The organism is Morganella sp. BCCO 40_0007 (assembly GCF_032989665.1).
Classification (GTDB): Bacteria; Pseudomonadota; Gammaproteobacteria; order Enterobacterales; family Enterobacteriaceae; genus Morganella; species Morganella sibonii.
On record NZ_JAVBIN010000014.1, the window covers coordinates 163355 to 173204 of the forward strand.

The following is a 9850-nucleotide window of genomic DNA, read 5'->3' on the forward strand; positions in this document are numbered from 1 at the left end:
ATCTCATCCCCCGTATGATGTCAGTCACATTGTGCGGGGGATATTTTTTATTATCCGTGTTATTTGTTACTCTGACAGCCTTTGTTCCGCTGTCTGTCTGTAAGAAGGACCCGATTATGCAACCTATCTCCGTGACCATTCTGACCGGTTTTCTGGGAGCCGGAAAAACCACACTGCTGCGCCATATTCTCCACGAGGAGCACGGGCAGAAAATTGCCGTGATTGAAAATGAATTCGGTGAGGTGCCGATTGATGATGAAATTATCGGTGATCGCGCCACGCAGATAAAAACCCTGAGTAACGGGTGTATCTGTTGCAGCCGCTCAAGTGAGCTGGAAGATGCATTACTCGACCTGTGTGAAAACCTGGACAGCGGTAAAATCGATTTTGACCGTCTGGTGATTGAATGCACCGGGATGGCCGACCCCGGCCCGATCACACAAACGTTTTTCTCCAATGAGAAACTGTGTGAGCGTTATGTGCTGGACGGCATTATCACGCTGGTGGATGCGGTGCATGCACAGCAGCAGCTGGATCAGTTCACTATCGCTCAGGCGCAGATCGGCTACGCGGATCGCATTCTGCTGACCAAAACAGACGTTAAGCCGGATAATGAGGCACTGCTGGCCCGTTTGCAGCGGATTAATGCCAAAGCCCCGGTATATAAAGTGGTTAACGGCGAAATCGACATGAACCTGCTGTTTAATGTCGGCGGTTTTATGCTGGATGATAATGTGGAAATCAGCAAACCGCTGTTCCGCTTTGCACCAAAACAGCAAAATGATATTCAGTCGCTGGTGATCACCATGGATAAACCGGTGGAAATCAGTGCGATTTCCCGCGCCATGGAAACTCTGTTACTCAGCTATGCCGATAATATGCTGCGTTACAAAGGGTTACTCTGGATTAAAGATGAGCCGCGCCGCTTATTGTTCCAGGGCGTTCAGCGCCTGTACAGTGCGGATTTTGACCGTGAATGGCGTGAGGATGATGTAAAACAGAGTGTGCTGATTTTTATCGGTATGCAGCTGCCGGAGCAGGAAATCCGCAATGCGTTTGCCACTCTGACAGCGTGATAACAGCGCTGAAAGCATGAAAAAACCGGCCGGTGCGGCCGGTAAAGGAAAGGGGGCTTCCTTAAAAAGCCAAACCCGGAAAAATCAGGCTGATTTTGCCTTGTTTGCCATGATTTCAATAATCTGCACATCGGTGTGCTGCATAGATAGGCTGGCCAGCGCACAGAGGTTAGCGATGGATTGATCCACACCGTTGCAGACGATGCCGTCGTTACCGCCGACACACTGCTGATTCATTGCCATCAGCACCGCTTTATAGGCTGCGCTGACGCCGCTGGAGACTTTCATCGCGCAGCTGTTGGATGCACCGTCACAGATAATCCCGCTGATATCACCAATCATGCTGCTGATAGCCATCGCCACCGGCTCGTATCTGCCTTCAAATAACCATGCAATACCGGCTGCGGACCCCATGGAGGCTGTGGTGGCCGCACACAGCGCGGAAAGCGGCGGGAACTGGCTGTGAATATAAATCGCCATCAGATGGGATAATGTCAGGGCCCGGATAAGCTGCTCCTCATCCGCCTGTAAATATTCCGCTACCACCACTACCGGCTGGGTTGCGGCGATCCCCTGGTTACCGGAACCGGAGTTACTCATCGCAGGCAGTTGTGCGCCGCCCATACGGGCATCCGAGGCCGAAGAGGTACGGATCATAATGTCGGACAGCAGGTCTTTTGACAGCAGTCCGCGCTCACGCTGTTTCTCCAGCGAGCGGCCGATTTGTAACCCGTACGGGTTAGACATCCCTTCGCGGGCCAGTGCGTCATTCAGATCAGCGGCCTGCCGCATAAAATTGATCATCGAAACCGGTGCCTGAGTGGCGAAATCATAAATATCACGGGTGCAGGCACCGGCAAACGGATCATCACTGCCGCTCTGATGCGTGATGGCATCATCCCGGTAAATAATGGTGCCGTTGTGACTGATTTCTGTCACATGGGTATGATCACCGCAGATAGTAACTGTCGCCTGTTCGTCACCGCTGTATACCGTGGCTTCGGAGTACAGGACGTGGCTGCACGGTTCTTTGATTTCCACCGATACCGCACCGGAGGCGAGAAAGGCTTTTCCGGCCGCGATATCGTCTGCGGTCACACCACACAGCACATTCAGACCGGCATCCGGTTGTCCGCCGATAGCCCCGAGTGCTGCCGCGACCGGCAAGCCGGTCATACCTGTTCCCGGAACGGTGACACCAAGACCATTTTTCATCAGGTTCGGAGATACAAAGCAGCGGATCTGTTCCGGTGCACCGCGCAGGCATGCGGCTGCTTTTGCGGCAGCCAGCGCCAGTGAAATCGGTTCTGTGCAGCCTGTCGCCGGTTTGACTGACTGACGCAATACTGCGACAAAATTATTCCATTGGTCAGGGGTGTGATGTGTTGCCATTTTTCAGCCTTAAATACGCGAATCCGTTATGTGGCTCAGTGTACCGAAAGGGCAGCAGAAAAATCCTTTCACAATTCAGGGGTATTTTCAGAATCCGGAGAAAAACTTTCTCCGGAGAATAAAAAATAGGGCGGATAAGGGGGAATGAAGCAAGAAATCGTCCGGAGGTGAAAAGAGACAAAAATACTTATCTAACTATTTGATTTAAATATCTTATTGAATGTGATTTGTATGCATTATGTTATGCATAAATAAAAAAGTGTGATGTGAACCCGTGATATCAGTCACGAAAAACTGCGTATCCGGCCATTTATCAGCACATAATCCCGTATTTATTCTTTAAACTGATGTATTTTGGTGTAATAAGCTGGTGGTTGAGGTGGTTCCCGCTGCACAATTGCAGCGGGGATTCTGACGGATTTATCAGCCTTCAATATCCAGCCGTTTTGACTGCCATTTTTTCGAGCGCCAGCGCCATGTATTCACAAGCCCGCGCAGCCACTCATCACACAGAAAACCAATCCAGATACCGAGTATTCCCATCTCCAGTTTGATGCCGAGCACATAGCCGACCGGCAGCGCGACACACCACATAAAGAACAGGGCGGTACAGAGCGGGAAACGGGCGTCACCGGCGGCACGCAGGGCGTTTACCATCACAATATTCAGCGTGCGTCCCGGCTCTAAAAAGACTGACAGCAGGAACAGCGGCAGCAGCAGTTTAATCACCGCCTGATCATCACTCAGCCCGTAAGCAAGGTGATCACGGAACAGCCAGAACAGAAAGACAATCGGAATGGTGCTGAAGAAGCCTGTTTTCAGGCTTTTCATGCCGCGCTGATAAGCATCCTCAAAGCGTTTTGCCCCGACCAGATGCCCGACCAGAATCTCATTTCCGATACTGATGGTTATCCCGAACAGCATAATAAACAGTGATAACTGGAAGTAGATGGTCTGCGCCGCCAGCGCGGTCTCGCCCATCAGCCCGATAAAGGCGATGGCAACCATATAATGCAGCATCCAGACCAGGTTTTCCCCGGCAGACGGCAGACCGACATGCAGGATCTGCCTCAGCATATTTTTAGACCAGTGAAACAGCATGCGCGGCACGAATTTGATCCGCAGGCCGTAAAAGAGCAGGCCGCACAACAGCGCCACGGCAATCAGGCGTCCGGCCACGGTGGACCAGGCAACACCGACCAGCCCGTACTGCGGCAGACCGAACAGGCCGTACAGCACAATACAGTTACCGACAACGGTCACCACGTTTGCGACCAGCGTGACATACATTGCCGGTTTGGCTCTGCCGTACACCCGCAGACAGGCCGCCAGAATGATGGTCACCGCTTCCGGAATTAAACAAATTCCCAGAATATGCAGATAGTTAAAGGCATCTTCCATCAGATGTTCCGGCGTATTCATCAGTTCCAGAATTTTATAACCGAAAATAATGGTAAACCCGGCGGACAATAATCCGAGCAACAGATTGAACGCGATGGAGATATGGATTGCCTGACTGGCCTTATCCCGTCTTCCCGCCCCGATATACTGGGCGATGACCACGCTGCATCCGACACTGATAAAGTTAAAAATAGTGATAAACAGGTCAAATGCCTGGTTACCGACCGCCATCGCCGCCAGATATTTTGACGACACATGGCTGACCATCCAGGTATTAATCAGGAAGGTGGAAAAGTGTAATAACAGGTCGATAAAAATCGGCCAGCTTAAGGAAAAGAGCCCGCGCTCTGTCACATCAGACTGATGCATGACGACCTTCTGTAAAGAGTGTGATTTTTGTTCCGGGACGGATACAGGGAGCCGGATTCTACCAGGATAATATTACTGAGAATAGCGAAAGGTGAAAAATAAAACATTTTTTTCATAACTAATTAAGAAATCAATGTTTCCTTTCATAAATAAGTATGATTTCCTTATCTGACTAATCAATGATGACAGAGAGAATTCCGTGAAAAAAATACGAGCCGCCGTCGTTGGTTACGGCAATATCGGACAATATGCGATTGAGGCGCTGGAAGCTGCCGCTGATTTTGACATTGCAGGGATTGTACGACGCAATCCGTCTGCTGCTGATGCACACTCTGTGTATCCGGTGGTGGCGGATATCCGTGAACTGGGCAATGTGGATGTGGCACTGCTGTGCTCACCGACCCGCGCTATCTGTGCGGTTGCCTCAGAGATCCTCGCACTGGGGATTAACACCGTGGACAGTTTTGATGTTCACAGTGATATTGTCGCGCTGAAAACACATCTTGACCCGATTGCCCGCGCCGGTGAGTGTACTGCCATTATCTCGGCAGGCTGGGACCCGGGTTCCGACTCCATCATCCGCACACTGATGCAGGCGATGGCACCGAAAGGGCTGACTTACACCAACTTCGGACCGGGAATGAGCATGGGCCACAGTGTCGCTGCCAAAGCGATCCCCGGTGTAAAAGATGCGCTTTCCATGACCATCCCGCTGGGTACCGGCGTCCATCGCCGCATGGTTTATGTTGAGATTGAGCAGGGGCATGATATTGAGACCGTGACCGCCGCGCTGAAAGCCGACAGCTATTTTGCCTCCGATGAGACACATGTCCGTCAGGTGGACAGCGTGGATGCCCTGAAAGATGTGGGACACGGGGTATCGATGACGCACAAAGGGGTTTCCGGTAAAACGCATAACCAGCTGTTTGAATACAGCATGCGTATCAATAACCCGGCACTGACCTCCCAGTTTATGGTGTCTGCGGCACGTGCAGCCTGCCGTCAGCAGCCGGGGGCATACAGTGTGATTGAAATCCCGCCGGTAAATTTCCTGGCCGGTGATGTTAACAGCTGGATCAGTAAACTGGTGTAGTGATATTTCAGTCACAAAACAGCGCTGAAAAAAGTGGTGAAAACCACTTTTTTATTATCTTTAAAACGGATAATTAAATTAACTGTTATATCTGTAATGTTATTGTCGAAACTATTTTTTTATGAATATAAAAACACACTTATTTTCGGTGCGGTATCCGGCACGTCTGATGTCCTTGTGAATAAATAAAAAGGAAGACTATCAGGCGTGAAATTGATAACGACAGCAATTGATTAATAGTGCTTACATAATGTAATAACTTAGTGGAATAATTATATTTAATTAATACATATAATTATAATAAGTGAGAAGTTGATCATGGACAAAAGGATTATTCAATGTAATTTTGTGCGTTACTTATCCACTCAGAGGGCTTTGTGTATGAATTTCTTATCCATCCCAAGTCATCTTGCCGGTGTCTGCCTCGTGCAGGCATGGTTCAATATTGATCATCGTATTTCAAACTTCTTCCCTGAGTAATTCTCCGTCCGCGTATTACCACAAAAATTAATTAAAAACACGCTGATATAACGTGGCTGTATTTCTGTATTTTCTTCTCAGGAAAATGCAGCGGATAAATATATCCGGCAGCCCGAAACCGGAGAGTAAAATAATGAAACGTATTCCTGAGCCGTTCCGTATTAAAATGGTCGAAAATATCCGGATGACAACCCGTAATGAGCGGGAAGTTGCCCTGAAGGAAGCCGGATATAACCCGTTTTTATTACCGGGTGATGTGGTCTTTATTGACCTGCTGACCGATTCCGGTACCGGTGCGATGAGTGACCGCCAGTGGGCCGGGCTGATGATGGGGGATGAGGCGTATGCAGGCTCCCGTAACTATTACCATCTCTGTGATCAGGTGAAAAAACTGATTGGCTATCCGTTTACTATCCCGACACACCAGGGCCGCGGTGCCGAGCAAATTCTGTTTCCGTCACTGATCGCCCGCCGCCGCAAATCCGGGGCGGATAAGCCGGTCTTTATCTCCAACTTCCACTTTGATACCACGGCTGCCCATGTGGAGTTAAACGGCGCGAAAGCGATTAACGTGGTTACACCAAAAGCCTTTGATACAACAACCTATTATGACTGGAAAGGCGATTTCGATTTAGATCTGCTCAATGCGGCGATTGCAGAGCACGGCGCGAAAAATGTGGCGGCGATTGTTACCACCGTGACCTGTAACAGTTCCGGCGGTCAGCCGATTTCACTGGCAAACATGAAAGCTGTGTATGAGATCGCCAAAAAGTACGATATCCCGGTGGTGATTGACTCAGCCCGCTTCTGTGAAAATGCCTGGTTTATCAAACAGCGCGAAAAAGGGTATGCGGATAAGTCAGTGAAAGAGATCGTCAAAGAGATGTATAAATACGGCGATATGCTGACAATGTCGGCGAAAAAGGACTCATTGGTCAATATCGGCGGTCTGTGCTGTTTCCGTGATGACGAAGATCTGTTTAACGAAGTGCGCACCCGCTGTGTACCGATGGAAGGCTTTGTCACTTACGGCGGTCTTGCCGGACGTGATATGGAAGCACTGGCTATCGGGCTGGAAGAGGGGATGGATGAGGATTACCTCCGCTACCGTATCGCTCAGGTGGAATATCTGGGTGAACGCCTGCGCGAAGCCGGCATTCCGATTCAGTATCCGGTCGGCGGCCATGCTGTCTTTGTCGACGCGAAGAAAATGCTGCCGCATATCCCGGGGGATCAGTTCCCGGCACATGCGCTGAATAATGAGCTGTTCCTGGAGTCCGGTATCCGCGGGGTGGAAATCGGTTCGCTGCTGCTGGGACGTGACCCGGAAACCGGTATTCAGAAGCCGTCACCGATGGAATTGCTGCGCCTGACGATCCCGCGCCGTGTCTATACCAATGACCATATGGATTATATAGCGGATGCCTTTATCCGGCTGAAAGAAAAAGCCGCAGATATCAAAGGGCTGACATTTACCTATGAACCGCCGGTTCTGCGTCACTTTGTCGCCCGCCTGAAACCTGTCATGTAACCCTGTCGTCTTACAGGAGGATGCACTGCATCCTCCTGATTTCAAACATAACGATAATATTAAGCCACCAGAGGTACTCTTATGGCTACTGTTCCTGCGTCCTCTGTTTCGCCGTCAGTATTCGGCGGAGCAATGATTATCGGCGGAACTATCATTGGTGCGGGGATGTTTTCCCTGCCGGTGGTAATGTCCGGTGCATGGTTTTTCTGGTCGATTGCAGCACTGGTATTCACCTGGTTTTGTATGCTGCACTCAGGATTAATGATTTTGGAAGCCAACCTGAATTACCGGATTGGCTCCAGTTTTGATACGATCACCCGCGATCTGCTGGGAAACGGCTGGAATATTATTAACGGCCTGACTATTGCGTTCGTATTGTATATTCTGACCTATGCCTATATTTCGGCCAGCGGTTCGGTGCTGAGCCACACCTTTGCGCAGGCGGGAATTGCACTTCCGGCACGGATGGGCGGGTTTCTGTTTGCCCTTGCCGTCGCGTTTATTGTCTGGCTGAGTACCAAAGCCGTCAGCCGGATGACGACGATTGTGCTCGGTGCCAAAATCCTGACATTCTTTATGACATTCGGCGGTCTGCTGTGGAATGTCAAACCGGCGGTCTTACTGAATGTGGCGCAGCCGGACGCCTCTTATCTGCCTTATGTCCTGTTTACCCTGCCGTTTTGTCTGGCCTCGTTCGGGTTCCACGGTAATGTGCCGAGCCTGATGAAATATTACGGTAAAGAGCCCGGCAAAATCCGCCGCTGTCTGACGATCGGGACGCTGATGGCGCTGGTGCTCTATATTATCTGGATGCTCGGTACGATGGGGAATATTCCGCGTCCGGACTTTATTCCGATTGCGGAAAAGGGCGGTAATATTGATGTGCTGGTTCAGGCGCTGAGCGGAGTGCTGCACAGCCGCGGTCTGGAACTGCTGCTGATAGTGTTCTCTAACTTTGCGGTGGCCAGCTCATTCCTTGGTGTGACGCTGGGGTTATTTGACTATCTGGCGGATTTATTCAAATTTGATGACAGTAAGACCGGCCGTCTGAAAACAGCAGTAGTGACATTCTCCCCGCCGATGCTGGGCGGATTGCTGTATCCGGACGGCTTTATTTATGCCATCGGCTTTGCCGGTCTGGCGGCGACGGTCTGGGCCGCGATTGTCCCGGCACTGCTGGCCCGCGCATCCCGCAAACGCTTCGGCAGCCCGCAGTTCCGGGTCTGGGGTGGTGAGCCCATGATCTGGCTGATCCTGAGCTTCGGGGTACTGAACGCGGTGGTGCATATTCTGTCAAGCTTCAGCCTGTTACCGGTCTACCGGTAAGCCTCACTTTAAACGGCAGGGTTATCAAGTTTAATAACCCTGTCCGCTGACTCAATGGTCGATTCACGGTGAGCGATAATAATCCGGGTGATCGGCAACTGACTGATCGCCTGGTTGACGTAAGATTCACTCTCTTTATCCAGCGCACTGGTCGCCTCATCCATAAACAGGATACGCGGTCTGCGGTACAGCGCCCGGGCAATAAATACCCGCTGTTTCTGCCCGCCGGAAAGCCCTTCACCCAGTTCACCGATCAGCGTTTCATATCCCATCGGCATCGATGTAATCACGTCGTGAATATAGCTGGCCTGTGCACAGGCTATCATTAACTCCTCGTCGGGATTTTCGGTGAATCCGCAGATGTTCTCGCGGATCGAGCCGGAAAACAGTTTGTCATCCTGCATCACGCAGGCGATCATTTTGTGGTAGTTATTGACGCCGAGCTGGCGGATATCGATGTTATCAATAAACACTTTGCCGTCAGAGGGTTCAAACAGACCGCACAGCACTTTCATCAGCGTGGTTTTCCCCGAACCGGACGGCCCGGTGATCGCCACACTTTCGCCGGGCGCGACCGACAGATTAATATCGCGGAAAATCGGCGCGGACTGGCTGTCATAGCTGTATGCCAGACTGCGGGTTTCCAGCCCGGCGGCCTGCATCTGCGGCTCGTACGGCACATCCGGCTTTTTATTTTCCTGCTCATTCAGAGCGATATCGGAAATACGCTCGTTATGCAGGCTCATGATCCGCAGTTGCAGCAGGAACTCAATGATGGATGCGGCACGGTCAGAAAACTGCTCACGATAGGCACTGAACGCAACAAACATCCCGAGGGTCATCGTATTGTCGATCACCATCGTGGCGCCGATCCACAGAATAACGATCTGATCGCAGGCCATAATAAAGGTGTTTACCCCGCCGAACATCAGATCCATTTTGGTCAGGCGGATGCCGGTGTTGATGGAATCCACTTTCAGATTCAGCCAGTGATTACCCCGGCGCTCGCTCATGCCCTGGGTTTTTACCGTGGTGATCCCGTAAAGGGATTCCATAAAGTACGACCCGGCGCGCGCCTCTTTAATCAGCGACTCTTCCGACAGCTGGCGGTAATAGCCGTACGTTGCCAGCCGCAGGCCGATATACACCGCGGTAAAGGCCAGCACAATCCAGGTGAGACTG

General features: G+C 51.0%; 8 protein-coding genes. 5 read left to right on the forward strand and 3 right to left on the reverse strand.

Features of this window, described 5'->3' with window-relative positions; genetic code table 11:
• Nucleotides 1-116: 116 nt before the first annotated feature.
• Nucleotides 117-1076: a GTPase gene (gene yjiA, locus R5268_RS17285; protein ID WP_317419925.1), complete on the forward strand. Its 960-nt coding sequence runs from the start codon at nt 117-119 to the stop codon at nt 1074-1076.
• A gap of 84 nt (nt 1077-1160) precedes the next feature.
• Here yjiA and R5268_RS17290 read toward each other — a convergent pair whose 3' ends face one another.
• Entirely contained in the window at nt 1161-2468 is a 1308-nt protein-coding gene (locus R5268_RS17290; RefSeq protein ID WP_317419927.1) for a serine dehydratase subunit alpha family protein, read from the reverse strand.
• 423 nt (nt 2469-2891) lie between these two features.
• Nucleotides 2892-4238, reverse strand: a complete 1347-nt coding sequence (locus tag R5268_RS17295; RefSeq protein ID WP_052927122.1) for an MATE family efflux transporter — start codon at nt 4236-4238, stop codon at nt 2892-2894.
• Between the two features lie 199 nt (nt 4239-4437).
• Here R5268_RS17295 and R5268_RS17300 point away from each other — a divergent pair, with 199 nt between their 5' ends.
• The 4 genes from R5268_RS17300 to mtr all read left to right on the forward strand — a co-directional run bounded on the left by R5268_RS17300 (nt 4438) and on the right by mtr (nt 8668).
• On the forward strand, nt 4438-5331 hold the full coding sequence (locus R5268_RS17300) for a diaminopimelate dehydrogenase (RefSeq protein ID WP_317419928.1): 894 nt from the start codon (nt 4438-4440) through the stop codon (nt 5329-5331).
• Nucleotides 5332-5712: 381 nt separating this feature from the next.
• A complete protein-coding gene (gene tnaC / locus R5268_RS19490; protein WP_072056840.1) occupies nt 5713-5811 on the forward strand; it encodes a tryptophanase leader peptide in 99 nt (32 codons plus the stop codon).
• A gap of 133 nt (nt 5812-5944) precedes the next feature.
• A complete protein-coding gene (gene tnaA, locus R5268_RS17305) occupies nt 5945-7342 on the forward strand; it encodes a tryptophanase (protein ID WP_107679515.1) in 1398 nt (465 codons plus the stop codon).
• Between the two features lie 81 nt (nt 7343-7423).
• On the forward strand, nt 7424-8668 hold the full coding sequence (gene mtr / locus R5268_RS17310) for a tryptophan permease (protein ID WP_107679431.1): 1245 nt from the start codon (nt 7424-7426) through the stop codon (nt 8666-8668).
• An 8-nt stretch (nt 8669-8676) separates the two neighbouring features.
• Here the strand turns inward: mtr and R5268_RS17315 are convergent.
• Nucleotides 8677-9850, reverse strand: a 1174-nt coding sequence (locus R5268_RS17315) for a peptidase domain-containing ABC transporter (RefSeq protein ID WP_317419929.1), incomplete at its 5' end; no start/stop codon positions are given.